General features: G+C 63.0%; 25 protein-coding genes. 18 read left to right on the top strand and 7 right to left on the bottom strand.

The genetic code is table 11. From position 1 onward, the window contains the following. Window positions 1-12: 12 nt before the first annotated feature. A complete protein-coding gene (locus tag U5A65_RS23670; protein WP_321947743.1) occupies window positions 13-1,458 on the bottom strand; it encodes an acetate kinase in 1,446 nt (481 codons plus the stop codon). A 377-nt stretch (window positions 1,459-1,835) separates the two neighbouring features. Between U5A65_RS23670 and U5A65_RS23675 the strand changes: the two genes are divergently transcribed. Further along, complete coding sequence (locus tag U5A65_RS23675; RefSeq protein ID WP_321947979.1) at window positions 1,836-2,090, top strand: citrate/2-methylcitrate synthase; 255 nt, start codon at window positions 1,836-1,838, stop codon at window positions 2,088-2,090. A 198-nt stretch (window positions 2,091-2,288) separates the two neighbouring features. Here U5A65_RS23675 and U5A65_RS23680 read toward each other — a convergent pair whose 3' ends face one another. Next, window positions 2,289-3,125 carry a glycosyltransferase gene (locus U5A65_RS23680; RefSeq protein WP_321947981.1) on the bottom strand — a complete coding sequence of 279 codons (837 nt, stop codon included), beginning with the start codon at window positions 3,123-3,125 and terminating at the stop codon, window positions 2,289-2,291. Next, the gene (locus tag U5A65_RS23685) at window positions 3,125-4,387 is read right to left on the bottom strand and encodes an oligosaccharide flippase family protein (protein WP_321947745.1); all 1,263 of its coding nucleotides are present in this window, start codon (window positions 4,385-4,387) and stop codon (window positions 3,125-3,127) included. Before U5A65_RS23685 ends, U5A65_RS23680 begins: the two co-directional genes overlap by 1 nt. A gap of 247 nt (window positions 4,388-4,634) precedes the next feature. On the opposite strand from U5A65_RS23685, the gene U5A65_RS23690 reads away from it, so the two are divergent. The 3 genes from U5A65_RS23690 (at window position 4,635) to U5A65_RS23700 (ending at window position 8,261) form a co-directional block, all read left to right on the top strand. Next, window positions 4,635-6,029 (top strand): phosphomannomutase/phosphoglucomutase, encoded by a 1,395-nt coding sequence (locus U5A65_RS23690; RefSeq protein ID WP_321947747.1) that lies wholly within the window; start codon window positions 4,635-4,637, stop codon window positions 6,027-6,029. A 475-nt stretch (window positions 6,030-6,504) separates the two neighbouring features. Beyond that, entirely contained in the window at window positions 6,505-7,761 is a 1,257-nt protein-coding gene (locus tag U5A65_RS23695; RefSeq protein WP_321947749.1) for a glycosyltransferase family 87 protein, read from the top strand. A 206-nt stretch (window positions 7,762-7,967) separates the two neighbouring features. Then, a complete protein-coding gene (locus tag U5A65_RS23700; RefSeq protein ID WP_321947750.1) occupies window positions 7,968-8,261 on the top strand; it encodes a superinfection immunity protein in 294 nt (97 codons plus the stop codon). Between the two features lie 245 nt (window positions 8,262-8,506). On the opposite strand, the gene U5A65_RS23705 is transcribed toward U5A65_RS23700, so the two are convergent. The 4 genes from U5A65_RS23705 to U5A65_RS23720 are packed head-to-tail and all read right to left on the bottom strand — an operon-like array spanning window position 8,507 to window position 13,425. Next, on the bottom strand, window positions 8,507-9,793 hold the full coding sequence (locus U5A65_RS23705; protein WP_321947752.1) for a glycosyltransferase family 87 protein: 1,287 nt from the start codon (window positions 9,791-9,793) through the stop codon (window positions 8,507-8,509). A gap of 2 nt (window positions 9,794-9,795) precedes the next feature. Beyond that, the gene (locus U5A65_RS23710; RefSeq protein ID WP_321947754.1) at window positions 9,796-10,869 is read right to left on the bottom strand and encodes a glycosyltransferase family 2 protein; all 1,074 of its coding nucleotides are present in this window, start codon (window positions 10,867-10,869) and stop codon (window positions 9,796-9,798) included. A 33-nt stretch (window positions 10,870-10,902) separates the two neighbouring features. Beyond that, the gene (locus U5A65_RS23715; protein WP_321947756.1) at window positions 10,903-12,174 is read right to left on the bottom strand and encodes a glycosyltransferase family 87 protein; all 1,272 of its coding nucleotides are present in this window, start codon (window positions 12,172-12,174) and stop codon (window positions 10,903-10,905) included. A gap of 15 nt (window positions 12,175-12,189) precedes the next feature. Further along, window positions 12,190-13,425: a glycosyltransferase family 87 protein gene (locus U5A65_RS23720; RefSeq protein WP_321947758.1), complete on the bottom strand. Its 1,236-nt coding sequence runs from the start codon at window positions 13,423-13,425 to the stop codon at window positions 12,190-12,192. 753 nt (window positions 13,426-14,178) lie between these two features. Here U5A65_RS23720 and U5A65_RS23725 point away from each other — a divergent pair. The 14 genes from U5A65_RS23725 to waaC all read left to right on the top strand — a co-directional run bounded on the left by U5A65_RS23725 (window position 14,179) and on the right by waaC (window position 26,316). Beyond that, window positions 14,179-14,349, top strand: coding sequence for a Flp family type IVb pilin (locus tag U5A65_RS23725; RefSeq protein ID WP_321912840.1), 171 nt, complete (start codon window positions 14,179-14,181; stop codon window positions 14,347-14,349). A gap of 156 nt (window positions 14,350-14,505) precedes the next feature. After that, the gene (locus U5A65_RS23730; RefSeq protein ID WP_321912838.1) at window positions 14,506-14,676 is read left to right on the top strand and encodes a Flp family type IVb pilin; all 171 of its coding nucleotides are present in this window, start codon (window positions 14,506-14,508) and stop codon (window positions 14,674-14,676) included. A gap of 74 nt (window positions 14,677-14,750) precedes the next feature. Further along, window positions 14,751-14,921, top strand: a complete 171-nt coding sequence (locus U5A65_RS23735; protein ID WP_321936439.1) for a Flp family type IVb pilin — start codon at window positions 14,751-14,753, stop codon at window positions 14,919-14,921. A 72-nt stretch (window positions 14,922-14,993) separates the two neighbouring features. Continuing rightward, complete coding sequence (locus tag U5A65_RS23740) at window positions 14,994-15,536, top strand: prepilin peptidase (RefSeq protein ID WP_321912999.1); 543 nt, start codon at window positions 14,994-14,996, stop codon at window positions 15,534-15,536. An 83-nt stretch (window positions 15,537-15,619) separates the two neighbouring features. Then, entirely contained in the window at window positions 15,620-16,456 is an 837-nt protein-coding gene (cpaB, locus tag U5A65_RS23745) for a Flp pilus assembly protein CpaB (protein ID WP_321912835.1), read from the top strand. A gap of 105 nt (window positions 16,457-16,561) precedes the next feature. After that, window positions 16,562-18,421: a type II and III secretion system protein family protein gene (locus U5A65_RS23750; protein ID WP_321947760.1), complete on the top strand. Its 1,860-nt coding sequence runs from the start codon at window positions 16,562-16,564 to the stop codon at window positions 18,419-18,421. Window positions 18,422-18,442: 21 nt separating this feature from the next. Beyond that, on the top strand, window positions 18,443-18,742 hold the full coding sequence (locus tag U5A65_RS23755) for a hypothetical protein (protein WP_321912833.1): 300 nt from the start codon (window positions 18,443-18,445) through the stop codon (window positions 18,740-18,742). 48 nt (window positions 18,743-18,790) lie between these two features. Further along, window positions 18,791-19,999, top strand: coding sequence for an AAA family ATPase (locus tag U5A65_RS23760; protein ID WP_321912831.1), 1,209 nt, complete (start codon window positions 18,791-18,793; stop codon window positions 19,997-19,999). 12 nt (window positions 20,000-20,011) lie between these two features. Then, window positions 20,012-21,403, top strand: coding sequence for a CpaF family protein (locus U5A65_RS23765; protein WP_321912829.1), 1,392 nt, complete (start codon window positions 20,012-20,014; stop codon window positions 21,401-21,403). 31 nt (window positions 21,404-21,434) lie between these two features. Beyond that, window positions 21,435-22,412, top strand: a complete 978-nt coding sequence (locus U5A65_RS23770; protein WP_321912827.1) for a type II secretion system F family protein — start codon at window positions 21,435-21,437, stop codon at window positions 22,410-22,412. A gap of 45 nt (window positions 22,413-22,457) precedes the next feature. Further along, on the top strand, window positions 22,458-23,426 hold the full coding sequence (locus tag U5A65_RS23775; protein WP_321912825.1) for a type II secretion system F family protein: 969 nt from the start codon (window positions 22,458-22,460) through the stop codon (window positions 23,424-23,426). Between the two features lie 183 nt (window positions 23,427-23,609). After that, on the top strand, window positions 23,610-23,987 hold the full coding sequence (locus tag U5A65_RS23780; RefSeq protein ID WP_321912823.1) for a TadE family protein: 378 nt from the start codon (window positions 23,610-23,612) through the stop codon (window positions 23,985-23,987). Window positions 23,988-24,034: 47 nt separating this feature from the next. Further along, window positions 24,035-25,117, top strand: coding sequence for a pilus assembly protein TadG-related protein (locus U5A65_RS23785; RefSeq protein WP_321912821.1), 1,083 nt, complete (start codon window positions 24,035-24,037; stop codon window positions 25,115-25,117). 197 nt (window positions 25,118-25,314) lie between these two features. Next, window positions 25,315-26,316 carry a lipopolysaccharide heptosyltransferase I gene (gene waaC, locus U5A65_RS23790; RefSeq protein ID WP_321947763.1) on the top strand — a complete coding sequence of 334 codons (1,002 nt, stop codon included), beginning with the start codon at window positions 25,315-25,317 and terminating at the stop codon, window positions 26,314-26,316. The last annotated feature ends 125 nt before the right edge of the window (window positions 26,317-26,441 follow it).

The following is a 26,441-nucleotide window of genomic DNA, read 5'->3' on the forward strand; positions in this document are numbered from 1 at the left end:
GTTTCAGGGCGGTTAGAAGGACATCGGCACGCGCAGCGTGAGCGTCAGGTCCGGTGTGTCGCGCGTGAGGCCGGCGCCGATCGAGAAGTTGAGCGTGGTCGTCGGCGACAGGCGGTACGAGTAGCCGATCAGCAGCGTGGCGAGCACGACGCGCACCGAGCCGGGCACGGTTTGGCCATTCTGCGAGGTCGGCAATACGATGCTCTGGTCGTAGCCGATACTGACCGACGCCTTCTCGTTCAACGAGAGGCCCATGCCGATATTGAATCCCCAGATATCGCCCGGCTGAATCTTGCCAAGCGCCTCCGTCACACCGTTGAGCAGCGTGAGACTCTCGTCCTTCCCGAAGCTGTGCAGGTAGCTGAAGTTGCCAAAGAACACGACAGGGTCCGTCGGGAACAGCCACGTGAGGCCTGGCTGGATCGCGAGGAAACCCGAGCCGGTCGGTTGCTGCAGCGGCAGGCCCGTGTTGGCTGTCGTGCTTGCCACGCACGACACCACGCAATCGGTCACGACGTCGAACGGGCTCTTGCCCGTCGCGGTCTTGAAGCGCAGCCAGCCAACATAGTAGAACTTGTCCGGACCGCCTTGATTGAACTGATAGCGCAACGTCATTTCGACGTCGCCAATGTCGTGGCCGCTACTGCTGATCGTGGTGTTTGCCGCGGTGCCAACGAAGGGCTCGCGCGCGACAACATCGTTCCACTGGTACACGTACGGCACGCGGACTTCGAACTCCATCCGGTTCGTAATCCCGTAGCGGAAAGCGACGCCGCCGGTCAGCGTCGTTGTCTTCACCTCGTTCACGTTGATGAGCCCGATCAGAAGCGCCGGAATGATCGTGTAGCCAACGAGTGAGATCTGGTTTTCCGACGCGTAGCCGAACTGGAAGTACGGCTCGACGACGAACGTATGGCGTGGCGTGAGCACGCCGGGCTGATCGAAGATCGGCGCGACGGCAGGCGGGCGCGTGTCCGCGACGGGGGCCTGGCCGACCGGCGTGGATGGCGTACCTTGCTGGGCCGAGTTGCCGGCATTGGCGCCTGCGTTCTGGTCTGCTTGGGTGGCGCCGCCGGATTGCGCGCTCGCGGGTGCGCCTGCCTGCGCAGCTTGATCCGCCTGCACTGCCTGCACGGCGGCAGTCGCGCCACCTGTTGCCGCGGCTCCCACGGGCAAGCCGTTTACGTCGGTGCCACCTGCAGCGCGCCTCGTGTCAAGCTGGCTAGCATTCAGTCTACGGCTGAGTTGCTGAAAGTTCGCCTCTTCGTCCGCGAGTTTGCGCTTGAGCGCCTCGAGTTCCTTCAGGCGCTGATCGACTTCGTTGCGTAGTGCTTTTATGTTCGCCTGGTCAGTCTCCGCGGCCTGTGTTTCAAGCGACTGCCCGTGCGTTTCGACGCTGAATGCCAGCAGCGCCGCGTAACTGATAGCGCGTATGTGTCGAAATCGCATGCACTTCATGGGTTTCTCCATGGCAGGCTTGCAGTTCTACTTCTATGAACTTCGACAAAAGACCGACACCGACGACCCGTCACCCTATGCCGCAATGCAGCGCCTTCGATGAGCGCTTGACCTTGCGCGCGAATGCATCGGCAAATACTCCGAGATTCGCCATCAGCACCAGGATGCGGTCGTGCCATTCATTGCTATGACAGATCCATACAGACTAGTGCAGGAGCGATTCAATTTCCAGCATCGGCGCTACTGTGAAGTGTCTGCGATTCTCACGATTGCGAAGCCACCTTCACTGGTCGCCATCGTGTCCAGGTACCTCTTCGGCCAGTTGCTCCTGTATGCGCGCACGAGTTCTCGTATGGCTCGCGAACTTCATGCGCATGATGTTTTCGAACCCATGCGAAGAATACAACTTCAATGATGTGCGCGTCCGTGCGCTTGATCGCATCCGCATCCCGCACGCAGAACATGAACAGAACGCGTCGAGTTCGACGATGCGTCTGGCGGGTCGCTCGGGGGGGTATCCGGTTGGATCGGTCGCCGCTGATATGGCGTGTCTGTGCGGCTTCGCACACTGCAGTGCACTGGATGTCACGCCGCGAGGCAGCCCGGAGCCGCTACCTATCGTATACGCGTAGGGCTTCGCTTCCGGCGCCACGCTCGCTGGCGGTCTACTGAACTGAATCTTGTAGGCATCCTGATTGTGGTCGTCCGGCGCAAACTTGACTTTGCGCTATTGGAGAAAGACTGGGCTGGCGAACGTCCTCAGAAATGAGCGATCGCTAACCCCGCTACTCGGGCACAACGACAAGACATCGCATGAGTGCTTTGTCTCGCTATGTGCCGCGCGCGAACAACGCGCGCTTCATCTTCTGCAGAGCGCGGTACGGCGTCACGAAGTGCAGCAGGCTTTTCGCCACGCCCGCCCAATCGCGCCAGTTGAGCGCATTCAGGTAGCGCAGCTGCAGACGCAGCGTGGAGACGATCTGCCGCCGACGCTTCGTCGCGCTAATGCCGCCTTCGTTCAATTCGTAGTACAGCCCAAGCTCCGGCAGGTTCGCGCACTCGTAACGATCCATCAGTCGCAGGAACAGGTCGAGGTCTTCAGCGGCCGGATATTGCACACGATAGTTGCCCACGGCGAGCACGGCATCGATACTCAGCATGACCGAAGGATGCACGAGCGGCGAGCGCAACAGGCGCGTGCGGCGTAGCGCGCGCGCATCAGCGCTCGGGCGCAGCATGAAAAGCGGCTTGCCAGCGCGATCGACCACCTGGGTCCATGTACCGAGCGCCGCGAGCGCGGGCTCGGCCTGCATGCGCTCGCGTTGCTTTGCGAGGCGCAGGGGCGCGGCGAGATCGCCCGCGTCGATCCGCGCCGCGTAGCGAAAACCGCGCGCCGCAAGTGCTTCAATGCCGGCCTGCAAGGCGCGCTCGATGCCGCCGTTCTTCGCCATGCGCAAGACTTCTACGCACATGCCCGGTACCTCGGGTGCGACGATAGGTGGCGTGCTGCCATCGTCGACGACGAGCGCGTAAATCGTTGCGTTCTCATCGAACGAAGCGAGCGTGCGCGCAACGTCGTCCTGGCCGTTGTACGCGGGCATGAGCACGGCGACGTCGGCGAGGGCGCCCTCGCGTGCGTCGCTCGCTGGGAGCGCGGCGGAATTCATCATGAAGCGAGCTTGAAGCGGATGTAATAGAGATTCACGCAGGCCGCTGCGAGATAGCCCGCCGCGAGACCGCACAGCGCGCCGTACGAACCGAGCCGCGGGATTGCGACGAGATTCACGGCAAACGCCACGGCGAGCGCGAGCAGCCATTTGGCGAGCAGCACGAACTTCGCCTGATATTTGAGCACGACGAGGTTGCCGATGGCTTCGAGTCCCGCCGGCACGGAAAGCCACACGGCCCAGCGGAAGATGCCGATCGCACCTTCGTAGTCAGGCCCGAACACGCGGCCGATAATGAAGCCCGCGAGCGCGTCGAGCACGAGCGCGCCCGCCACCATCAGCACCGCCGTCATCGCCAGGAGACGCACGAGGTTGCGCCGCAGTTGCGCGGTCTGCTGCACGCGGTACACGAAGGCCGGCGCGATGGTTTGCGAGAGCATGAGCGCGAGCGTGATCCAGTTCTCGTTGAGCTGCTGGGCGGCGGAGTAGCGGCCGAGATCGGCGAACGAGATCGTGCGCTCGAGCATCAAACGGTCGAGCTTCAAGAACAGGTACATGCAGATCAGGCCGAGCCAGAACACCGTGCCCGCGCTCGCGAAATGCTTGAACAGCGCGCGGTCCACGTGCCAGCCGAGCTTGCCGCCGTGGTGGCGCCGGAAGTAGAGCACGAGTGCCGCGCCGATCGCCGCCGATTCGAGCGCCCAGAGCCAGCCGAAGGTGGCGGGCGCGAACGCCGCGCGCGCGAGCAGGTAGACGAGCAGGGCCTTGATCACGGCCGTCGTCATGCTCGCGAGCAATTGCGGCTTGCTGTACGTCATGCTCTGCAGCCACGCGTTGATCACGCCCACGAACGGCTCGCGAAACAGCATCGTCACGGCGAGCCCGGCGAGCATGGCGCCGACGAGCGGATCGGTCACGCCGAGCGCAATGCCCGCCCACGTGACGAGCAGCGCCGCCGCCGACACGCCGATGCGCAGCGCGAACGCGCTGCCCAGCACGGTGCCGAGCTGCCCCGGAGGTTTGTTGACGATGGTGGGCACGAGAATCTCGGCGCCGCACACCCAGGTGATGGGCGCGAGCACGAGCAAAAGCGTGTTGGCGTATTGCCACTTGCCGAATACGTCAGGGCCGAAGTAGCGTGCGAGCACGCCGCTGATGACGATGGCCACCGCGATCTGCGTGACGCGCTCGAGGCCGAGCCACACGATGTTTGCCAACGCACGGGCGACGTCGGGGTTGCCAAAGCGCTTGAGGCTCAACATTGGGCCTCGCCACGGCGGGAGGCGCTAAAAAGGGGGCAGGTACGCGGCATGCGCGATTTCTCCGCCATTTTTGACGAATATTTTGGCGATAAAAGGTGACGGCGAAGCATTAAAATGGGTGCATACCACTGCCGAAAAACGGCAATTATAGTTTGTAACGGATCCCACTTTTCGTAACGCCAGAGGCTTTCAGCTGCCTGTCCGTGTTACGAATAGACCCGAATCCCCATCTGGACGTGAGCCCAACATGATTTCGAAATCGATTTTCAAGGCATATGACATTCGCGGCGTGATCGGCAAGACGCTCGACACCGACACCGCGCGCGCCATCGGCCGTGCCTTCGGCAGCGAAGTGCGTGCGCAGGGCGGCGACGCCGTGGTGATCGCGCGCGATGGCCGGCTCTCGGGTCCCGATCTCTCGCGAGCGCTGGCCGACGGCCTGTGTGATGCCGGCGTGGACGTGGTCGATGTCGGCATGGTGCCCACGCCCGTGGGCTACTTCGCCGCGAGCGTGCCGCTCAAGCTGGTGGGCGGCGAGCGCAACGTGGACTCCTGCATCGTCGTGACGGGCAGCCACAATCCGCCCGACTACAACGGCTTCAAGATGGTCCTGCGCGGCAAGGCGATTTACGGCGACCAGATCCTCGCGCTTTACGACCGCATCGTTGCAGAGCGTTTCGACGCGGGCGAGGGCAGCTACACGAAGTACGACATCGCCGATGAATATGTGGCGCGCATCGTGAGCGACGTGAAGCTCGCGCGTCCGCTGAAGATCGTCGTCGACACCGGCAATGGCGTGGCAGGGGAGCTTGCGCCGCGTCTGTTCAAGGCGATGGGCTGTGAGCTGGTCGAGCTGTTCACGCAAATCGACGGCAACTTCCCGAACCACCATCCGGACCCGGCGCACCCCGAGAATCTGCAGGACGTGATCCGCGCGCTCAAGGAAACGAATGCGGAAATCGGCTTCGCGTTCGACGGCGACGGCGACCGCCTGGGCGTCGTGACCAAGGACGGCCAGATCATCTACCCCGATCGCCAGCTCATGCTGTTCGCCGAGGAAGTGCTCTCGCGCAATCCGGGCAAGCAGATCATCTACGACGTGAAGTGCACGCGCAATCTCGCGAAGTGGGTGAAGGCCAAGGGCGGCGAGCCGCTCATGTGGAAAACGGGCCACTCGCTCGTAAAGGCGAAGCTGCGCGAAACCGGCGCGCCGCTCGCGGGTGAAATGAGCGGCCACGTGTTCTTCAAGGACCGCTGGTACGGTTTCGACGACGGCCTGTACACGGGCGCGCGTCTGCTCGAAATCCTCTCGCGCGTGGCCGATCCGAGCAAGCTGCTCAACGAGCTGCCGAACTCGCACGCCACGCCAGAGCTGCAACTGAAGCTCGAGGAAGGCGAGAACTTCGAGCTGATCGCGAAGCTGCAGAAGAACGCGAAGTTCACGGGCGCCGACGAGGTCATCACCATCGACGGTCTGCGTGTGGAATATCCAGACGGCTTCGGTCTTGCCCGCTCGTCGAATACCACGCCCGTGGTCGTGATGCGCTTCGAGGCCGACAACGATGCCGCGCTTGCGCGCATCCAGGCTGACTTCAAGCGCGTGATTCTCGCCGAGAAGCCGGACGCGAAGCTGCCGTTCTGACGAAGCCGGCCGCGCAGCCGCCGGCACGTACACAGCGAGCCCGCACACGATCGTTTCAACGGCCGTGTGCGGGCTCGCTAACGTTTACGTGCTCATTGATCCTGTCGCGCGGCAAGCTGTTCCTCCATACTTGGCGATACAAGCTATCGCGAGGCACGACCAGTACGAGATGCGCCGCCAGACCTAAGGGTGGGGCGTCGCGGTCTTCCGGCCCGAGCGTCGCGCATGTCAAGGAGGGCCGGGGGATGCCGCGTGTCGTCAAATTCGGAATCGCTGGATTCGTTGCGATCGGCGATCGCGCTTCGATTGCCCGGGTCGAATGCAGCGGGCTCGGGCCTCAATTCTGGACTAACTGGCTGCTAACCCTTGCGGCTGTCGTCCGTAGCGTTGTTCTGTCTTGCGCTTTGCCCGCCCGATGGGCGTATCAGGCGGCATGATGAGGCGCGACGACTCCCTCCATTGCGATTCCCGGCCATTGCACGTCCCACCTGGCTGGCTCGACGCGCAGCGTATCCGTGTCTACGCAGCCTTCGTGCTGCTTGTGAATATTGGCTACTTTGCGCTGCGGATATGGTTTGGATGCATCGACCGGATACCCAACGTCAGCCCGCCCGGATGGGATTTCGCCGTATTCTGGAGCGCCTCCTGGCTCGCGCTGCACGGGCCGGCAGCTAGCGTGTTCGACACGGCCCTCGTCGAGCGGATTGCGCTACCGCTGCAGAACATGCTGCCGACGCCGTTTGTTACGCCGTGGACCTATCCGCCCACTTTTTTGCTGGTCATGCTTCCGGCTGCGTTGTTGCCTTTTCCCGTCTCGTGTTTCGTGTACGTTTCGGCGGGGATTGCCTTTGCATACCACGTGTGTGCGCGGATCCTGCCAACCGTGCGGCACCCGGGATGGTGGCTACCGGTTGTCGCCTTTCCTGCAATCTGGGTCGCGGCGGGCGCCGGGCAGAACTCATTTTTGACTTTTGGGCTCATGGGGCTTGGACTCGTTGCCCTTGACAGGCGACCGTGGCTCGCAGGCATTCTCTTTGGACTGCTGGCCATCAAGCCGCAACTGGGGCTCGTCATTCCCCTTGCGTTGCTGTTCGGCAGGCATTGGCGCGCCTTCGTGTCGGCGGCGCTGACTGTCGGCGTGTTCTGTGCGCTCACTGGACTCGTGCTCGGCTTCGACACGTTCGCCCGCTTTGCGCAGGCGTTGCCCGCCTTTAACCAATTCGTAGTCGAGTATTCGGACAGGTGGCCGCGCGGCATTTTGACGGTGTTCGGCGCCGCGCGCCATTTCGGCGTGGCCGTGCCGACCGCTTACGCCTTGCACGCGGTCGTGGCGGCGCTGGCCGCGAGCGCCGTTGCCTGGCTTTGGGCCACGCGCGCGGCTTTCGAGTTGCGCGCGTCCGCGCTCGTGCTCGCCACGCTGCTGGTGCCGACTTATCTCATGCCCTACGACTTGCTTTTACTCGGCTTGCCGTTGCTGTGGCTCATACGCGATGCTGCCCGCAACGGCTGGATTCGGGGCGATGGGGTCGCGATGGTGAGCGCATGGCTTTCGCCGCTTATCTTCTATACCCCGGGGAATTGGGCGGCCGGCGTTTATGTACCGGTCATCGTATTCGCATTGTTGATGGTCGTTGTGCGGCGCTGCATGGCGCAACAGGCAGCGCACGCTAGCGAGTGCGCCAGTATGGCCTTGGCGTGTGAACGGAGCGGATCGAACGTATGCGGTCGATAGACGACGCCCGTTCAGGGATTGTCTTGAGATCTCGTTTTGGGTCTGGTTTTGTCTGCCAGCGCATGGACCGAATTACGGCTGGCAGATATATGTGTAGGTACCGAGTTAGCCTCAAAATGACTTCATTTAGAGCTGGTGCACAGCCATGAGGCGTCAGAGGCGCATCGCGTGATTTCACGCTTGCGCTGTGAGTTACGGGGGACAACATGAGTCACTATCAATCGAGCACCGATGCCGCGGACACGCCGAGCGATTCGGGCGGACCTCTCGTCATGTTGGTGTTGGTGTATTGCGCGCCTTCGATCATTGCCTTCCATGGTATGCACCGTAAGCGACACGCCATCAAGAGGCTTAACATGCTGCTCGGATGGACGGTGTTCGGCTGGATTGTCGCTTTCCTGTGGGCGCTGACTTCAGTAAAGAAGGGCGGCACTGCAATGAGCGAATGCGCACGTGAAACGGCGCAAGTCGGCAAGGACGTGCAAACCGTGTTTCACTAGTTGAATGTTCGAGCTGAACTTCGCGACCGGACGCAGGTACGTCTCGGGTTTCGCGCACCCAGGGTGCCTCAAACGGCGCGGAACGCCTCTCGAAGTAGAGCGATAGGGGATTTTCGTGGCCACGTCAGGTACGAAACGAGAATGCCGATATTCGTTTCCACTCCGAAACGATCGCGGCAGGCCATGCACCGCGTTTGTGGCGGATTTCGCTTGAGTTCCACGTCTTACGCTGCGGCGATTGTGATTTATTTCGCGTAGTCGCGTGACGATTGCATGAGTATCAGAATGAGCCACGCTGGCGGCAGAAACGCAGCCCACGGGTGCATGGATGTCGTGTTGCAGATCATGAGAAACGACAGCAGGGGCGTGAACCATGCGAGCGTCACGATGGCGCGCTCGATAGCTGCAAGAGACGTAGACGGGTGCCGAGCGTTAGCGCGTGCACAAGCGTAGATAACAGCGAGAAGCAGCCACGCGAGGTCGTAGTACACGAGATAGGGCGGAACCAGCAATGTGGTGACGATGGCGGATGCCGCCAACAGGTTCCGGTTCGCACGGCGCGCCCAGACCATCGCGGTGGCCGCCACCGCCGAAAGCGCGACTCCCGTGTGCACGCCGTACGCCATGCCTGCGCCAACGCCCGCACTACGCAGGAACGCGAAGACAGTCGGCATGGCATGCCAGAGTCCGCCTGCATCGTGCTCCAGCGCGGCGTGCTGAAACCAGGCTGCGGTTTGGAAGAATTGGACCCACAGCGTCCAGCCAAACAGGGCTGCGCTTGCGGCGCAGAACAGGGCGGCTGTTGAAATCGCTGCGATACACGCTCGATAGTGGCGGCCGCACAGGAAGAGCAGCGGCAACAGTGTGCCCAGTTGAGGCTTGATGACGAGCATGCCCGCGCAGATACCTGCCCATACAGGCGCCGACTCCAGCATGCCGAGCGCAGCGGCGGCCAATCCGAGCGTCAGCAAGGAATTCTGGCCGTAGACCATCGTGACCCATATCCCGGGAAACGCGGCGACCGTTATCCATGGCAAAGCGCGCTTTCTCATCGCCGGCAGGCAGCCAATCAGGCAGGCCGCAATGCCGATACCCATGAAGAGTGCATACGATGCCGCGTAGGGCAGCAACGCCAGCGGATAGACGAGCAGATGAAAAGTCGGCGGATAGATCCAAGGGCCGAACATGTTTGCCAAAGGCGCGCCGGCTTGCAGGGACGCCTCGCAGGCGAGCAGCCGCTGTTGATCGAACGCCGCCGCTGCGCCGCTGTGCAGCGAGACGTCGGAGGCACACCAGAACACCCGGAAATCCGAGCCGGGCAGTGGGATGCCCGCTTGGTGCACTCCCCAATACGCGACCGCCCAGATTCCGATGAACACGGCCTGAACAATCAATAACGACGCGCTATACAGCGCAAGCCGCTCCCGGGTCAGCCACGTCTTGCGTCCAGCGGTGCCTCTCTCACGGTTGGCGTAGCCAGCCGTGCACGCTGCCGGGGCGTTTGCCTCGACAGCGGCTTTCGGATGGCGCATGGTCAGTGTCCGCTCGCGCGCAACCATGGCGGATCGCACCTGTGAACCCGCTCCAGGGCCTCGTGATGGCTGTGGGCGTCCTCATGTTCAACTGGCAGCGCGCCGGTCCGGGAGCGCGACTCGTAACGGCGGCGGACGAGATAAATGGGCCGCTCTTTCGATTCGTCATAAATGCGCCCGACGTATTCGCCGATGACACCGATACCGGCCAGCTGGATACCGCTCAAGAACAGCAAGACGGCAATCAGCGAAGCGTATCCGGGAACCGGATTGCCGAACAGCAACGTGCGGCAGACAATGATGCCCCCGTGACAAAACGCCAGCGCGGCTATCGCGCCGCCAATGTACGTCCAGCTGCGCAAGGGCACGGTACTGAAGCTCGTGATGCCTTCAAGAGCGAAATTCCACAAGCGCCAGCCCGAAAACTTGGTGGTGCCCGCGCTGCGTGGCGTGCGCTCATAATCGATCGTCACTGACTTGAATCCAACCCACGCAAAGAGTCCCTTCATGAACCGATGCCGTTCCGGAAGGCGGCTTAGCGCGCTAACCACCTTGCGATCCATGAGTCTGAAGTCACCCACGTTCTCAGGGATCTTCAACGGCGAAAGTGCGTTGTGCACGCGATAGAACAGCGCAGCGGTCGTGCGCTTGAGGAAGGAGTCGCAGGCACGGCTGGCGCGCCGGGCGAGCACGACTTCGGCGCCGTCGCGCCAACGCTGGATCATCTCGGGAATCAGCGAGGGGGGATCCTGCAGGTCCGCATCGATAACGACGACCGCGTCGCCGCGCGCTTCGTCGAGGCCCGCTGTCAGCGCTGCCTCCTTGCCGAAATTGCGCGTAAGGTCGATGACCTTGATGCGCGGTTCGCGCTGGCTCGCGAAGATCAGCCTCTCAAGCGTGGCGTCGCTGCTGCCGTCGTTGACGCAGACGATCTCGAAGCGGATTGACTCGATCGCCTCCATGGTCGCGACGATCTGCGAGAAGAACGCGCCAACACTGTCCTCCTCGTTATAGAACGGCGCAACGATAGAGATAAGGGGAGGCTCGAACGCGGCTGCAACGCGGCGCGCTTCCACACCGACAGGCATATTCATGATGTCTTCTCCCTTCTACAACGAGGCAGCGCTGTTGGTCATTGCCCGCGCTTTTCGCTCGCGCGCGATCTGCGCAATGAGCATCCAGAGCGTGGCAATCGAGATGAGCGGCGTGAACGGAATGTGCAGATGCGAAACGAGCGTGAGCCCGGCGACGGGAGCGAGCCAGAGTACGGCCAGCCATTCGCGCTGTCCGCGCTGAAAGCCGTGCTCTCTCGCGTGATAGACCACCCATGCGATCAGGATTCCATACCATGTCAGATCGTAGTCGTAGAGATACGGGCTCACGAGCATGCTGGCGCATACGAGCACGGCGGCGCGCAGCCCGAAGGCGCTGGGCCGTCCCCATGCGTAGCACACGGCCGCAGCGGCGCACAAAGCCGATAGCGCTTGCGCCGCGCCGGCGATGACGGTTGGCGCGTGAAGCAGCTTGAGGGCCGCGAACAGGGTGGGCACGCGAAACAGCAGCGCTCGGCCGCTCTCGACAAAGCTGTTGGCGAGGCCCATGTTATGAACGAACGCGACGAGCGTTGCGCCACCGAATGCCAGTACAGCGAGTACCAGCGAGATCGCCATGCCCGCGATCATCGCGCCCAGTGCACGCCACGAGCGCGAAGCCAGCAGCGCGAGGGGAATCAGCACGCACAACTGTGGCTTCATGGCGACGAGCGAAAAACATAGCCCTGCGAGTATCGGACGGCGGCGCAGCAGGACCAGTCCGAGCCCCACCAGCGAAGCCGTGAGCAATCCGTTCTGGCCGGCGGTCAGCACGAGCGCTGAACCCGGGAAGGCGATGGCGAGGAGCGCCGTGCGCGGGTGGGGAGCGATCGTCTTGACCACCGCGACGAACAAGGCGAGGGTGCCGAACAGGAAGATGGGTGCGGAAAGCGTGAACGGCAGCAACGCCAGCGGATAAAGAAATAGCAGAAACGTGGGCGGGTAGAGCCACGGAAGGGTACCGACGGGCCGGCCGGCGGCATATTCCTCGATGGGCTTCAGGATGCCAAAGTTATAGGCGTCCACCGCATGTCCTTGCAGGGCAAGATGCGAGGCGCTCCAGAACGGCAGGCAGTCTACGGCAAGCACGCTCAGCTGGGGATCCTTGAGCCAGACCAGGTGATACACGTAAGCGAGCGCCACGCCGAGATAGTAAGCAAGCGCGGCGAGCGGATAGATCCACAGGCGTTGGCCGCTCAACCAGTGAGAGACGTGCTGTCGAGTGCCGAGGGGCTGGGCTGGCTCGATCCTGGCCGTATCCATGTAATCGCGGTACGTTCTCTGGCTCATGGCGTGGTGCCTCGCTTAAAGGATGGGCTCGATGCGAGCGCGGCGCAGCAGCGCGAGCAACATGAGCAACAGGATCACAGGTCCGGTTTGCGGCAGTCTCAGGATCTGATTGATGAATTCGAAGATCGGCAGGAGCCAGACGAGGAGTAGCACGGGCTGCTCACCGGCCAGCCATCCGCGACGCAATCCGCTCGCGAGCAGGCCCGCACAAGAGAGTCCGACCCACGTTAGTTCGTAGTGCCAGACATAGGGCGTGACAATCAGCGTGGCGGTTGCGAGCGCGGCGGCGCGCAGGGCGCAATCGCGCGTCGTGCGCCAGATTTTCCACGCACCGCACGCGGCGATGATTCCAATCGCTGCATGCATCAGGCCTGCTGCGATCAGCGACGCGCCAAGCAGCCGCAGCGAAGCGAACACGGATGGCGAAGCGAGCCAGAAGCGGACGTCGTGCTCGAGGATCAGCTCACGCGCCATCGCGATGTTCCCGGCGAACTGCCGAAGCGAAGCGGTCCCGCAGAGCGCCACGCTGGCCAGGGAAAAGAGCGCGGCCGTCACGGCTGCACATCCGAACACTTTCCATGCCCGTGCCGCGATCAGAACAACGGGGAACAGGATGCCCAGTTGCGGTTTGATCACCAGCAGTCCGATGCAAATTCCGGCGATAACGGGGCGCCGTTCGGTCGACGCGACGGCAAACGCGGCGAGTGCCGCGGTAATCAGCGCGTTCTGCCCGAAGATGGCGCACACCATCACACACGGCATGGCGAGCACGACGTAGCGTGCCGCCGCAATGCCAAGCGGGCCGTGCGCGAGTCCGGAAACGCGAACCGTCGCGCAGACGAAAGCGGACACACTCGCGACCAGGAAGAAGCCGTAGGCAATCGGAAGCGGCAACAACGCGAGCGGTGCGACGAACAACAGGAAGGTGGGGGGGTAAAGCCAGGGAATAAACGCGCTTTTGGGCAAGCCGCCGGTTGCCGCGGCCACGATCCGGGAAAACGCCGAGTAATCGAAGACCGTGGAGGCTTGCCCGTGCAGGACTGCGTGACTGGCCGACCAGAACACGATCAGATCTGACCCCGGGCGCCAGCCGCGAGTCTCCGAAAAGCCGTGAGTCACGATTGCCCAGAGTGCCACGAAGCCGACACCGATGACGAGCATGGCGGTGCTGTAGGCAATGAGCCTTTCGCGCGAGAGCCAGGCGAACGCCGCCGAATGCAAGCGCGAGCGATTGCGCTCAAGTGGTCCCATTTTTGTAGTCCCCGTTGAATATTTTCTGTTGGCGGCGCTGCCGCCTATTTCTCGTTCCCCGTACGCACAGGAGCTGCGATGCGTGGCAGTCCCTGTGTGTTGCTCCGATTATTGTGAGGCGAGCGTGTCGGGAGCAATGGCGAGTGAGTCCGCGGCGTTCGCAAACGAACACTCTCGTGCTCGAGTCCAGCCTCGGTGAAACACTTCTGAAGTAAATGCACGTAGAAGAGCGTCGAATATGTTGTTCGTATTGAGTAACTACTAAATTTTCGCAGCGGCGTGCGTCGCCGGTTTTGGTATAAGCACATCCTTAACGATCGTCATCAAGGTGAAAAATGTAGTTGACATATCAACTGTAAATGAGAATTCATCTCATGTGATAAAGGTGGAAGCGTTTCCATATGTCAGGAAAAGAGTCGTAAATAAAGCCATAAAGTGAAAAACAAGTACGACATCGAGCAAGTGATGACGTTCGAAGATGGTCGGAAAGTAGTGGATAAAGCATGTTTACAGCCGATGCTTCATCGTCGAATTACGCGGGATGGGCCACATGTGGCGTGTCAATTTTGCCGATTTCGTGTAGTCCGCTGTAGGAAATTATTGCGGATGTGACCAACCGTACGTAGTTATCGATTCGTGGCGCGTAGAACTGCGTCCTGTGACTGCTGCACTGACCCAGTGACGTAGTCCACGCACCCTCAAAACCACATGGAACGGGGGTTAACCATGTACACATCCATCTGGAGATCAAAAATGCAAAAGATCATCGCTCAGGCAAAGGGCTTCGCTCGTGACGAAAACGGCATCACGGCGCTCGAGTACGGAATGCTCGCTGGTTTGATCACGGTGCTGATCATCGCAAGCGTGGCATCGATCGGGTCGACGCTGAAAAACGTGTTTTCCGACGTTGCTAACGCGATCTGACCGTTGCGTGGGCGAGTGGGTCTGCAACACGAGCCACACTCGCCCGCTGATAGTCAGTCATGCCAGGTTTATGGGTTGGAAGAGGTGGGGCTGAAACCAGACTCAGACTTCACCCGGATCGGGGCCAACCAGAATCCTTTGTAACTGGAGACCAAAATGCAAAAGTTCATCGCTCAAGCAAAGACCTTCGCACGTGACGAAAACGGCATCACGGCACTCGAATACGGGATGCTCGCCGGTCTGATCACGGTGCTGATCATCGCAAGCGTGGCATCGATCGGCTCGACGCTGAAGAACGTCTTCTCCGACGTCGCTAACGCGATCTGACCGCTATGCGGGCGAGTGCATAGGCAACGCAAACCGCATTCGCCCCATACCTCACTTCTCACTGGAGACCAGACATGCAAAAGATCATCGCTCAGGCCAAGCACTTCGTTCGTGACGAAAACGGCATAACAGCGCTCGAGTACGGGATGCTCGCGGCCCTGATCACGGTGCTGATCATGGCCAGCATCGCTTCAATCGGATCGACGCTTCAAAACGTCTTTTCCGACATCGTCAATACGCTCTAACCCGAGCGCTGGCGAGCGAGGTTGGTCATGGCAAAGCAGGTCTAACCCGGGAGCGCACAAATGGAATTCACGATGCTTTCTGTCTCCTTGCCGCCGCAGCCGGTTCCGCTGTGTGTGATCGCGTTGGCGATTCTTGCGGCCAGCACGGACATCGTTAGCCGCCGGATTCCGAACCTGCTGATCGTGGTCGGTCTTGTCTCGGCGCTCGCGGTGCAGATCGCGCTGCGCGGAGTCGTTCCGGGCTGCGCGATCTGGCTGGGTGGCGCGGCGACCGGATTCGCGCTTCTGCTGCCGTTCTATGTGCTTCGCGGCATGGCGGCCGGCGACGTCAAGTTGCTGATGATGCTGGGTGCGTGGCTCGGAGCGGCGGCGACCGTCGATATCGCAGTGAACACTTTCATCATCGGCGGGGTATGGTCGTTAGGGATTGCCCTGATGCGGGGACAACTGGGCCGCCTGACGGGAAATGTTGCAGCGTTGCTTGCGGGAGCGGGCCGCGCCGCGCGCATGGCGGGCGTATCGCCAGGTACGGTACGCGAATCGGTCGGATCGATTCCGTATGGTGTCGCGATCGCCGGGGGAACCGTTGCAGCGCTATTCACGATGGTGAGCTAAAGCGCTGGCCGGTGCCCGCGGGACAAGGGCCGAATTGTCGGTTCGTTGGTTACTAATGTTATGGAATGCTTACGGGGGATGTCATGAAAAACAGCCGCGCGTTTGTCATGCTCGCGATTGCTCTGCTGGCCGGACTGGCCGCAGTGGTGTTCGCTTCCAAATGGTTGCTTCAAACGTCGTCGGGGGCCACGGTGCCGGTTGCCGTCGCATCGGACGACATCAATCTCGGTCAGCCGATCAATGAAACGATGATCCGAACGGTCAGCTGGCCAAAGGACAGTCTCCCGCCTGGAACCTTCGCACTACCAAAGGATCTCGACGGGCGGGTGGTGCGCGCAAGCCTCACGCGCGGCGAGCCGGTGCTCGAGTCGAAGCTCGCGCCCGTGGGTACGAAAGGCGGGCTATCGGCGGTGATTGGCGACGGACATCGCGCGATCACGGTCCGCGTGAACGACGTCGTCGGCGTCGCGGGCTTCGCGTTGCCGGGCAACTACGTCGACGTAATCGTCAACACGCAGGAGCCGGAGAAAAAAGCCGATACGCAGCAGCAGAGCATCTCGAAGATCGTGCTCGAAAAAATTCTGGTGCTGGCGGTTGCGCAGCAGGTCAATCGCGACGATACCGCACCCAAGGTTGTGAACGCGGTGACCCTGGAGGTGACGCCCGAGCAGGCGGAGAAGCTCGATCTGGCGCGCAGCGTGGGCACGCTCTCGCTCGTCCTGCGCAACCAGGTGGACGACAACAAGCTCATGACCGACGGCGCGACCAAACAGACTTTGCTGGGTGGCCCGCTGCCGCCACCCGTGCCGCTGCCCGAGCCGGCGCACCCGGTGCGTGTGAAGTACGCCGAGCGTGCGCCAGTCAAGCGTAACTGTATCGGCGTGCTTTCGGGCGTGACCGGCAGTCAGGAGTGTTTCTGAAAGAAAGCAGGACGGCTGCCTGAATCCGGCGATGACCATCCGGGTAGAGGGCGAGTGAGCGGTAAAGCCGCCATTAAAACGCAGGTAAGTACGGGGTATAACGATATGGATACCAAAGTAAACGTGGGGTCCACGGGGGCCCGCAACGGCGTTCGTCCGTGGCGTGTCGCAACGCTTGCCTGGGTTTGCGCCGGGTTGATGACTTCGACTCCGGGCTGGGCACAGCAGTCGAACGGCAACGCAGGGCAGGAGAAGCCGGCCGCAAGCGCTGCGGTTCCCATGGGCAAGGGTCCCATGCAGATGACCATCAGCATGGGGCCGCAGCAAGGCAGCAGCGCGCCGCCCAAAGCCGTGGCCGGACCGCTGCGCGGACCGAACTGCGTCGGGGCCATTCGCAACGAAAGCAACGTAGTCGTGCCACTTGGCAAGTCGACGCTCGTACCGATCGACGAACCCGTGCGCAACCGCACGCTCGGCAATCCGGAGGTCGCCCAGGCGACCATGGTGTCGCCGCAAACCCTCTACATCGTCGGCCAGGCGGTCGGGACGACCAACATGATCGTCCAGGGCAAGAGCGGCGCATGCCAGGTGATCGATGTGATCGTGAGCGCCGACTCCGGCGGCCTTCAGGCGGCACTTGCGCAGCTGATGCCGCAAGAGCGTGACATCCGCGTTTCGACGGCGGCCGACAACATCGTGCTCGCCGGCCATGTGTCGAGCGCGCAGGCCGCCCAGCAGGCCGCGGAAATCGCCCAGGTGTTCGGCGTGAGCGGTCAGAGCAACAACGGCGCGCACACGGGCGGCGTGATCAACATGTTGAGCGTCGACTCGCCGCAGCAGGTCATGCTCGAAGTGAAGGTCGCCGAAGTCGACAAGACGCTGATCGACCAGCTCGGCTCAGCCGTCAATATCCAGGGCGGCTTCGGCTCCTGGACGGGGGCGCTGGTGAGCAATCTGCTCGCTGGCGTGTCGAGCGCATTCGGCTTCTCGAAGGCGAACAACAATCCGCTCAAGTTCGCCATCGACGCGCAGAAAACCGACAACCTCGTGAAGATCCTGGCCGAGCCTAACCTCGTCACCATCAGCGGTCAGGAAGCCACCTTCCTCGCCGGCGGCAAAATCTTCATCCCTGTGCCGCAAAGCGGCGGCGGCACGTCCGCCACGGCGATCACGCTGCAGGAAGAGGAGTTCGGCGTGGGGCTCAAGTTCACGCCTACGGTGCTCAACGGCGGGCGCATCAACCTGAAGGTGGCGCCGGAGGTCTCGGAACTGTCGCCCACGGGCGTCACGCTCAGCGCGTCGAACGTCAGCGGCGTGAGCATCCTGCCGCTCATCACGACGCGCCGCGCTTCCACCACGGTCCAGATGCACGATGGCGAATCGTTCGCGATCGGTGGGCTCATCAGCAACAACATTACCGGCTCACTGAAGGCCGTGCCGGGCCTCGGTGAGGTGCCGGTACTGGGCGCGTTGCTCAGGAGCACGTCGTTCCAGCAGGACCGCTCGGAGCTGATCTTCATCGTCACGCCGCACCTCGTGAAGCCGGTGGCGGATATCGCGCAACTCCAGATGCCCACGGACAGCTTCTCGCCGGTCCACGAAGCCGACGTGTACGCAACGGGCAACATGGAAGGCCGCGCCCAGCGCAACCAGGGTCGTTTTGCGCCGCCCGCGCCCGCTGGCACGCAGGCCGTACCGGGTGAGCCCGCACCTGGCTCGACGCCGCCGGTCCCGGCCGCACCGCAAACGCCGGCTGCGCTGCCCGCGCCGCAGGTCTCTTCCAGGCGCGAGGAATCGCCGCTGCCGGCAGCGCCGCCTGCTGAAGCGCTGGCGCAATCCGTACCCACGCAGCAGGTCGCTGCACAGGCCCTCGTGCCTTCGCCAGGCGACGACAGCGCGGCACGTGCGCAGCGAATCGAGCGCGAGGCGGCACGCATCGCCTCGAACGAAACTACCGCTCATTGACCAGGCGATCAGGAGGCCAAAATGAAACTCGAAAACTTTGCATTCGTTCGCCGGTTCCTGCTGATCGCGCCGCTCGGCGCAGCGCTCGGTGGCTGCATGACCAGCACGCCGATCTGGGACGCGCACTTCGGGCAAGCCGTGCGCCACTCGATGCAGGCGCAAATCATCGACCCGGACGCGGGCCAGCACGCATCGCAGCCGGGTGTGGACGGCAAGTCGGCGGCATCGGCGATGGACAACTACGACAAGTCGTTCCAGCATCCGACGGCATCTGCGAACCCCTACACGATAGGCGTGAGCGGTGGCGGCGGTAGCCAGTAAGCGGTGTGCATCGGCCAGAGAACGGAACAACAGCGGGGACATACGATCATGATCGACATACTCATTACCTCGACGGACGCGGAGCGGCTTGCGCAGATCATGCGCACGATCGCGGGATGCGGCCCGTACCGCACGACGCGTAGCGTAGGCACACCGTTCGATCTCGTCGAGCGCGGCGACACGCTCGACGCGTTCGATGTCCTGATCGTCGACGCGCGAGGGCTGCAGGAGGCACAGTTGCCTTCCGTGAGCGAGCTGTGCCGTCGTTGCGAACGGCTCACGTGCATTCTGCTGACTCCCGATGCGTCGCCAGACGAACTCATCGCGGCAATGCGCGCGGGCTTTCGCGACGTCGTCACTGGGCAGCCTGACGGCCGCACGATAGGCGAGGCGCTGCAGCGCGCAATCGGCCAGCGTGCGCACGGGAGCGCGCGTACGTCGCGCATCGTCTCGTTCATGTCGTGCAAGGGCGGCGTGGGAACGAGCTTCATCGCGGCGAACGTCGCGCATATCGTCTCCCAGTCGCACGACCGTCGCGTGCTGCTGATCGACCTGAACCAGCTCTACGCGGACGCGGCGTTTCTCGTGACAGCGGAGACGCCGCCCTCGACGCTGCCGCAGTTGTGCGCCGAAGTCGACCGCATGGACGTGGCGCTTTTTGAAGCGAGTGTGATGCACGCCGCCGGGAACTTCGACATCCTGGCGGGCGCGGGCGATCCGATCAAGGCGGGCGAGATGCGCCAGGACAGGCTCGAATGGGTGCTCGGCGTTGCCGCGCCCCGTTACGACTGCGTGATCCTCGATCTCGGCCAGACGATCAATCCGCTTTCCATGCTCGCGCTCGATCGCAGTGACGAGATCCACATCGTCTTGCAGGCGAGCATGCCGCATCTTCAGGCGGGACGCCGGCTACAGGAGATATTGCAGTCGCTCGGTTACGGGCCGGAGCGCATGCGACTGCTTCTGAACCGGCAGACGCGTCACGGCGAGCGCGTGCGCGAGGCCGCCGACGCCGTGCTCGCCATGAAGCCGTTCCTCGTCATTCCCGACGATACGCGCGCCGTTGCCGAAGCGGTCAATCAGGGGGTGCCGATTGCCGTGGCAGCGCCCGGCAGCGCTGTGACGCGCAGCCTGCGTACGCTGGCGTCCAGCGTTGCGCTCCCGAACGCGACAGGCGCGAGCACGCGAGGCAAGGGCGAATCCCTGTTCGCGCGCATGCTCGGCCGCCAGGCGCCAGCCAAACTCGGTTTGATGTAAAGGAGAAAGGTCATGTCCCTTCGCGAGCAGATCTTTGCACAGCGCCTCGAGCCGACGATCGTCGAGCGCACCGATACGGGCGGCGCGGCCGCCCTGGCCTCCGCGCCGCCGTCCCGGGCGAAGACCGAGGCGTACCAGAAGCTGAAGTACGACACGCATCATGCGGTGCTCGAACGCGTGGAACTCGAGCGTCTCTCACGCATGCCCCAGGAGCAGATCCGTAGCGAAATCAACGCGCTCGTGGGCCGCATCCTCGAAGAGCAGAAGGCGCTTGCGAACGACCTCGAGCGCAAGCAGCTGGCCGTCGACGTGTACGACGAGATGTTCGGCTTCGGTCCGCTCGAGCCGTTGCTGCGCGACCCCACTGTCTCGGACATTCTCGTGAACACGTGGTGCCAGACTTACGTGGAGCGCCGCGGCAAGCTCGAACTCACCGACGTCAACTTCTACGACGACGCCCATCTCATGAAGGTGATCGAGAAGATCGTCTCGCGGGTGGGGCGGCGTATCGATGAATCGAGCCCGATGGTGGACGCGCGCCTGCCCGATGGCTCGCGCGTGAACGCCATCATCCCGCCTTCGGCTGTCGACGGGCCGCTCGTGTCGATCCGGCGCTTTGCGGTCAAGCCGCTGCTGGTCTCGGATCTGATCGAGCTGCAAACGCTCACGCCGCCCATGGCCCAGGTGCTCGAGGGCCTCGCGCGCGCCAAGGTCAACATTCTCGTTTCGGGCGGCACCGGCAGCGGCAAGACGACCATGCTCAACGTGCTCTCGGGCTTCATTCCGAACGACGAACGCATCGTGACGATCGAGGACGCGGCCGAACTTCAACTGCGCCAGGATCACGTGCTGCGCCTGGAGACGCGTCCGCCGAACATCGAAGGCAAAGGCGAGATCACCCAGCGCGCGCTCGTTCGCAACGCGCTGCGTATGCGCCCGGACCGCATCATCCTCGGCGAAGTGCGCGGCGCGGAAGCGCTCGACATGCTCAACGCGATGAACACCGGCCACGAAGGCTCGCTCGCGACGATCCACGCCAACACGCCGCGCGATGCGCTCACACGCCTCGAAAACATGATCAGCCTCGGCGGCCTCGCGTTGCCGCCGCGCACGATGCGCCATCAGATCTCGTCTGCGATCTCGGTGGTCGTGCAGGCCGCACGCCTGACCGATGGCCGCCGCAAGATCGTGAGCATTTCGGAGCTGACCGGCATGGAAGGCGACATCATCAACATGCAGGAAATCTTTACGTTCAAGCGCACCGGCATGGATTCGAACGGCAACGTGCGTGGCCATTTTTGTGCGACCGGTGTGCGGCCGAAATTCTGCGAGCGGTTCGCGGCGTTTGGCGTGAACCTGCCGGAGCAGATTTTCGATCCGGGCCGACGCTACGACACGGTCTGATATTCACGACGTTCATCCGGGGGAGCATGGCATGAGTACAACCTTCATTCTGGCAATCCTGCTGCTCTTCGTAGCCGTGGTGCTTGCCAGCCAGGGCGCGTGGGAATGGTGGAACAGCCGGCACGGCGCCGTTGCGCGCCGCCTCGAGTCGCGCATCGAGGCCGTGGCGACGGGCGGACTGGGGCGCAAGGAGGCGATGTCGATCCTCAAGGCGCGCAAGCTCGACGGGTCGAAGTTGGTCGATCGCATGCTGCTGCTCACGCCGGGCATTCGCTCGTTCGAGGCGTGGGTGCAGCAGTCGGGCATCAGCTGGACGGCTTCACGCGTTATCGCAATGTGCGCGCTCATGCCGGTTCTCGCGACCGTAGCGGCGATGTTCATCCATGTACCGCTCGTCATGCTGGCGTCGGGTGCGGCGGTCTCTACGCTGCTGCCATTGATGTACGTGCGTTATCGGCGCACGAAGCGGATGCAGCGCTTCCAGAAGCAGTTGCCGGATGCCTGCGACATGCTGGCGCGCGCATTGCGCTCTGGGCATGCGCTCACGGGTGCGATCGACCTCGTCGGCACCGAGTTCGCCGACCCGATGGGCGCCGAGTTTCGCACCACGTTCGACGAGATCAACTATGGCGTGTCGCTCAACGAGGCATTGACGGCGCTCGCGCAGCGCATGCCGGTGGGGGATCTGCGTTACCTCGTCATCGCCGTGCTGATCCAGCGCGAGACGGGCGGCAACCTGGCCGAGCTGCTGGACGGCATTGCGAGCCTCGTGCGGGAGCGCTTCAAACTGTTCGACAAGGTGCGCGTGCTTTCGGCGGAAGGGGTCCTCTCGGCGCGGGTGCTGGGTTTGCTGCCGGTGGTCACGGGCGGCGCCATTTCCTTCGTGAATCCTGACTTTCTAGAAGTGCTATGGCAGGACCCGGCGGGCGTGATGATGCTCGAAGCCGGCACCGCGCTGCTGCTGGCCGGCATGTTCTGGGGGCGGCGCATCGTACGCATACGCGTCTGAAGACGCCGCGTTTCGCGCCATCCACAAAATTCGAAGGGGGGAGTCATGTTAGCGATCGATTCGACGCGGTTGTTGTTGCTGATCTGTCTGTTTGCCTGCGTATTCGGCCTGTCTCTGGCCGGCATGTATGTCCTTGCACCGAGGACCATGCGGCGGCGCATTGAACAAGTGGGCGGCGCTCGCGGCTCACCTGTTCCTGGTATGCAGCCGGATGCCACCAACGAGGCCTGGTACGAAAAGCTCGTGCAGATTTCCGAGCCGCTTTCCCGGCTCTCGACGCCCAAGGAGGGCTGGGAAGTTTCGGCGCTGCGCGTACGCCTGATGAACGCGGGCTGGCGCTCGCCGGGTGCCGTGGCGATTTTTTTCGGCACTCGCACCGTGTTGGCACTGTTGTTGCCCACGCTTGCGGCCATGTGGATGATTAGCGGCGGCGGGGCGGCCAGTTCGGTTACACGCTTCGCAGTCGTTCTCGTGTCGCTTGTGGTGTTCGGCTACTACTTGCCGGGGCTTGCGCTCGCGCGCTTCGTCGCGCAACGCAAGCGCGCGATCTTCGAGGACTTCCCCGACGCCATCGATCTGCTGACGGTCTGCGTCGAAGCGGGCCTCGGTCTCGATGCCGCATTGATGCGCGTAGCGGAGGAGATCAGGTTGCGCAGCGCAGTGGTCGCCGACGAACTGGACCTCACGCTTCTGGAGATGCGCTCGGGCTATTCGAAGGAAAAGGCGTTGCGCAACCTCGCCATGCGCACGGGTGTGGAAGACGTCGACTCCTTCAGCACGATGCTGATCCAGGCCGAGCGTTTCGGCACCAGCATCGGCGATTCGCTGCGCGTGCTCTCGGATACGCTGCGCACGCGCCGTCGCATGCTTGCAGAAGAAAAGGCCGCAAAAATCGCGCTCAAGCTGCTCTTTCCGTTGATGTTCTGCATCTTTCCGGCGCTGATGGTGGTGCTGATGGGGCCGGCGATGCTGCATATCTATCGGACGATGCTGCCGACCATGAACGGCGGCTAGTAGTGGGCTGGAACGCGCGACATGAATAGAGCAAGCCCTGTACGGGCGATTCAATCGGGGGATGTTATGAAAACTGCAAAGACCGGCGCGCCGTCACTTCCGTTAGGCCCGGGACGGGGAAATAGGGGCCCAGCGAGCCCGCGGCGCAGGCCCGGCAGGCGCGGCCAGCGCGGCGTGGCTGCAGTGGAATTTGCTCTCGTGCTGCCGGTGCTGCTGATCTTGCTGTTCGGCATCATCGAAATGGGCTTGTTCCTTTACGACAAGGCGGTGATTACCAATGCCAGCCGGGAAGGCGCCCGCGCCGGAGTCGTGCTGAAGAGCCCGAAGCCAACGGCCAGCGACGTCCAGACGGTCGTGACGAATTACACGTCGAGCTACCTGCTGACGTTCGGAACGCAGAATACGCCTACGGTCGTGACGACTGGCGCCGGCGGCAATTTCGGTCAACCGCTTTCGGTGACCGTCTCCTATACGTACAACGGATTGGCGCTCGGACGAATGGTGGCCCCCATCACGGGTGCACTTACGCTGTCCGCCACGACCGTCATGAACAACGAATAAAGGGGACAATCATGCGCACGGGGAGCAGACGGAAGCAGAAAGGGGCGGTGGCCATCACGGTTGCGGTGTTCATGGTCTTTCTGTTGGGAACCGCGGCGCTGGCCATCGACATCGGCAATCTGATGGTCGCTCGAAGCGAACTCCAGAATGCGGCTGATGCGGCCGCGCTGGCCGGTGCGGGTTGTCTGAAACCGCGCACCGAGTGCGGCAACAGCTCCGCTACCCAGCCCGATTTCACGACGGCGTCAGCGACAGCGTCGACGTTCTCGACGTCAAACGCGACCAACCGGGTCCAGGGCGCCTATGTGCAGGCGAGTACGGTGGCGACCGGATACTGGAACGCTACTGGAACGCCGTATGGCCTCGAGGCACTGCCGTTCACACCGGGAGCGAACGACCTGGCTGCCGTACAGGTGACCATCCGCAAAGACGGCTCGAACGCGAACGGCTCGGTCACGGGCTTTCTGAGCAGCGTGTTCGGCGTCAGCGTCCTCAAAGCCAGTGCGGTGGCGACGGCCGTGCTGTCCTCGCCCGGCAACGTGGGACCTGGCGGGCTCTTTCCCATGGCGATGTCGCAGTGCCTGTACAACAACTACTGGAATTCGTCGACCAATTCGCCGATGCTCTCGCCCACCAGCGGCACCGTGTCTGGCTTTTCGACGCCTCAGGTTGCGGGACAGCCGTACATTTTTCAGATCGGATCCAGCTATCAATACGGAACCTGTCAATCCGGCCAGTGGACGACGTTTAACGTCAACGACAACAGTGCCAGCTATGCCAGTAGCCTGTTGACAAATGGCAACAGCACGACGTTCTCTGTGGGTGGGTCGCCGGGAACGTGGATTCAGACCGGCGAGAAAAACTCGATCTTCAAGGACACGGCCGCTTGTAGCGCTGCGGGCAATGGGCAATGCGCCTGGGCGACGGTGGTTGTCGTGAACGATCCGCAGACGAGCGGCTTTCAGCCGGTTCTGGCATTTGCCTGTCTGCACATTCTCGATGCGAGCAACGGCTCTACGCCCTACGTGCTGGCACAGATGTCCAACGACATGAGCCATTGCGAGACAGCGAATTCGGGAGGGGTTGGGCCAAGTTACGGGGCGTACACGCCGCCAAGACTGGTCCAGTAAGAAAGGTTTGCCGCCGCGGAGCGCAAGCGGCGCGCCGCTTGCGCCTCGATACCGGTTTCCGCGGCGGCGGCTTTTATGGGCCCCGAGGCCTTTGGGGGGAGTGGCGCACATGCCCGCGCTTTCTCCCCCCTTTTTCGCTTATCTTCGCCCGGCGCGCTAAAATTGCGGACCTTTTTCATTCGTCCGCACAAATTGCCTTGAGCGTGCAAAAGATCCTCATCGTGCGCGTGTCGTCGCTTGGCGACGTCGTCCACAACATGCCCGTCATCGCCGATATCCGGCGGCGGTATCCCGACGCGCAGATCGACTGGCTCGTCGAAGAGAGCTTCCAGTCGCTCGTCGAGCTCGTGGAGGGCGTGCGCCGCGCGATTCCGTTCTCGCTGCGCCGCTGGCGCAAGAGGCTCTTCTCGAGCGCCAACTGGCGCGAGATCGGCGCTTTCCGGCGCGCACTCGCGGCCGAGAAGTACGACCTCGTGATCGACTGCCAGGGGCTCATCAAGACGGCCTGGGTCGCGAGCTGGGCGCGCGGGCCGCTAGTCGGCCTCGGCAACCGCACCGACGGCGCGGGCTACGAATGGCCCGTGCGTTTCTTCTACGACCGCTCGATCCGCATCGAGCCGCGCACCCACGTGGTCGAGCGCACGCGCCAACTGGTTGCGGGCGCGCTCGATCTCGCGCCGCCCTCGAGCACCGACGACATCGACTTCGGCCTCGACACCTACCGCGCCGCCCAGGCGCTCGCGGAAGTGGGGCTGAATCTGCCGGTGCCCTATGTGGTGTTCGTGCACGCCACGTCGCGTGCCGACAAGCAGTGGCCTGACCAGCACTGGATCGAGCTGGGACAGGCGCTCGTGCGGCGTGGTGCGTCGCTCGTGCTGCCCTGGGGCAGCGAGGGCGAGCGCGCCACCAGCGAGCGCCTCGCGCGCGAATTCGGCGAAGCGGCAATCGTGCCGCCCAAACTCTCGCTGCCGGCCGTGGTCGGCCTGATCGACGGCGCGGCGGCCACGGTGGGCGTGGACACGGGTCTCGTGCATATCGCGGCCGCGCTGAAGCGCCCGACTGTCGAGTTGTACAATTTCGCGACCGCCTGGCGCACGGGCGGCTACTGGTCGCCGAACGTCGTCAATCTGGGTACGGCAGGCCAGCCGCCAACGCTCGCGCAGGTGAAGGGCGCGCTGGCGGGCTTCGGGTTGCTGTAGCGGCGTGCCGCCGCAGCGTGGGCGCCAGACAGACTGAGGGGCTGCGGCGCGTCAAGGCACACCCGGGAGGCTGCGGGTATAAGAATCGGCGCGCACGAGGGTGCACGAATGTGCACAAGCGGGCG

Origin of the sequence: Paraburkholderia sp. J10-1, assembly GCF_905220165.1 — a bacterium.
Lineage (GTDB): Bacteria > Pseudomonadota > Gammaproteobacteria > Burkholderiales > Burkholderiaceae > Paraburkholderia.

Excerpts from the sequence above, each read along its gene's own strand:
- U5A65_RS23675 (WP_321947979.1), top strand. The coding sequence starts at position 1,836 with ATGTTTTCGAACCCATGCGAAGAATACAACTTCAATGATGTGCGCGTC.
- U5A65_RS23725 (WP_321912840.1), top strand. The coding sequence starts at position 14,179 with ATGCAAAAGATCATCGCTCAGGCAAAGGGCTTCGCTCGTGACGAAAAC.
- U5A65_RS23705 (WP_321947752.1), bottom strand. The coding sequence starts at position 9,793 with ATGCGCCATCCGAAAGCCGCTGTCGAGGCAAACGCCCCGGCAGCGTGC.
- U5A65_RS23670 (WP_321947743.1), bottom strand. The coding sequence starts at position 1,458 with ATGAAGTGCATGCGATTTCGACACATACGCGCTATCAGTTACGCGGCG.
- U5A65_RS23730 (WP_321912838.1), top strand. The coding sequence starts at position 14,506 with ATGCAAAAGTTCATCGCTCAAGCAAAGACCTTCGCACGTGACGAAAAC.
- U5A65_RS23770 (WP_321912827.1), top strand. The coding sequence starts at position 21,435 with ATGAGTACAACCTTCATTCTGGCAATCCTGCTGCTCTTCGTAGCCGTG.
- U5A65_RS23755 (WP_321912833.1), top strand. The coding sequence starts at position 18,443 with ATGAAACTCGAAAACTTTGCATTCGTTCGCCGGTTCCTGCTGATCGCG.
- U5A65_RS23720 (WP_321947758.1), bottom strand. The coding sequence starts at position 13,425 with ATGGGACCACTTGAGCGCAATCGCTCGCGCTTGCATTCGGCGGCGTTC.
- U5A65_RS23765 (WP_321912829.1), top strand. The coding sequence starts at position 20,012 with ATGTCCCTTCGCGAGCAGATCTTTGCACAGCGCCTCGAGCCGACGATC.
- U5A65_RS23735 (WP_321936439.1), top strand. The coding sequence starts at position 14,751 with ATGCAAAAGATCATCGCTCAGGCCAAGCACTTCGTTCGTGACGAAAAC.
- U5A65_RS23740 (WP_321912999.1), top strand. The coding sequence starts at position 14,994 with ATGCTTTCTGTCTCCTTGCCGCCGCAGCCGGTTCCGCTGTGTGTGATC.
- U5A65_RS23775 (WP_321912825.1), top strand. The coding sequence starts at position 22,458 with ATGTTAGCGATCGATTCGACGCGGTTGTTGTTGCTGATCTGTCTGTTT.
- cpaB (WP_321912835.1), top strand. The coding sequence starts at position 15,620 with ATGAAAAACAGCCGCGCGTTTGTCATGCTCGCGATTGCTCTGCTGGCC.
- U5A65_RS23685 (WP_321947745.1), bottom strand. The coding sequence starts at position 4,387 with ATGTTGAGCCTCAAGCGCTTTGGCAACCCCGACGTCGCCCGTGCGTTG.
- U5A65_RS23715 (WP_321947756.1), bottom strand. The coding sequence starts at position 12,174 with ATGAGCCAGAGAACGTACCGCGATTACATGGATACGGCCAGGATCGAG.
- U5A65_RS23750 (WP_321947760.1), top strand. The coding sequence starts at position 16,562 with ATGGATACCAAAGTAAACGTGGGGTCCACGGGGGCCCGCAACGGCGTT.
- U5A65_RS23760 (WP_321912831.1), top strand. The coding sequence starts at position 18,791 with ATGATCGACATACTCATTACCTCGACGGACGCGGAGCGGCTTGCGCAG.
- U5A65_RS23700 (WP_321947750.1), top strand. The coding sequence starts at position 7,968 with ATGAGTCACTATCAATCGAGCACCGATGCCGCGGACACGCCGAGCGAT.
- U5A65_RS23680 (WP_321947981.1), bottom strand. The coding sequence starts at position 3,125 with ATGAATTCCGCCGCGCTCCCAGCGAGCGACGCACGCGAGGGCGCCCTC.
- U5A65_RS23690 (WP_321947747.1), top strand. The coding sequence starts at position 4,635 with ATGATTTCGAAATCGATTTTCAAGGCATATGACATTCGCGGCGTGATC.